This is a genomic window from Rhizobium sp. SVR5-9E, assembly GCF_056755095.1.
In genome coordinates this window covers 1-370 of record NZ_JBNDHS010000276.1, presented here as the reverse complement: position 1 = coordinate 370, position 370 = coordinate 1, and the positions used below count along the sequence as shown (strand labels likewise).

The 370-nt window shown below is 43.5% G+C and carries 1 protein-coding gene; it reads left to right on the top strand.

Annotation, left to right across the window (positions count from 1 at the left end):
- Positions 1–370 (top strand): RHS repeat domain-containing protein (locus tag ACPYOJ_RS34770; RefSeq protein WP_481420290.1); only part of this gene is annotated, 370 nt, incomplete at both ends.

The following is a 370-nucleotide window of genomic DNA, read 5'->3' as shown; positions in this document are numbered from 1 at the left end:
AACAATTATTATCCGTTTGGCTTGAAGCATGAAGGGTATAATGCATTGGCAGGAAACCCTTCCTATCAGTATAAATACAACGAAAAGGAATTACAGACGGAATCCGGAATGTTGGACTACGGATGGCGACAGTATATGCCTGAAATTGGAAGATGGAATGGCATGGATCAGCTTTCTGAAATGTACAATTTTGTATCCCCTTACGCTTACGTGGCAAATAATCCTATTATGATGTTTGACCCCGATGGAATGCGAATAAACGCGATGAATGAACGTGGTCCCGGGCAGGATCTGGAGTGGGACCCTGATAAACCAGGTGGAGCTAATAATCCAGCGCCTATAGAGGGAGTTGTAATTGGTCAGCAATATC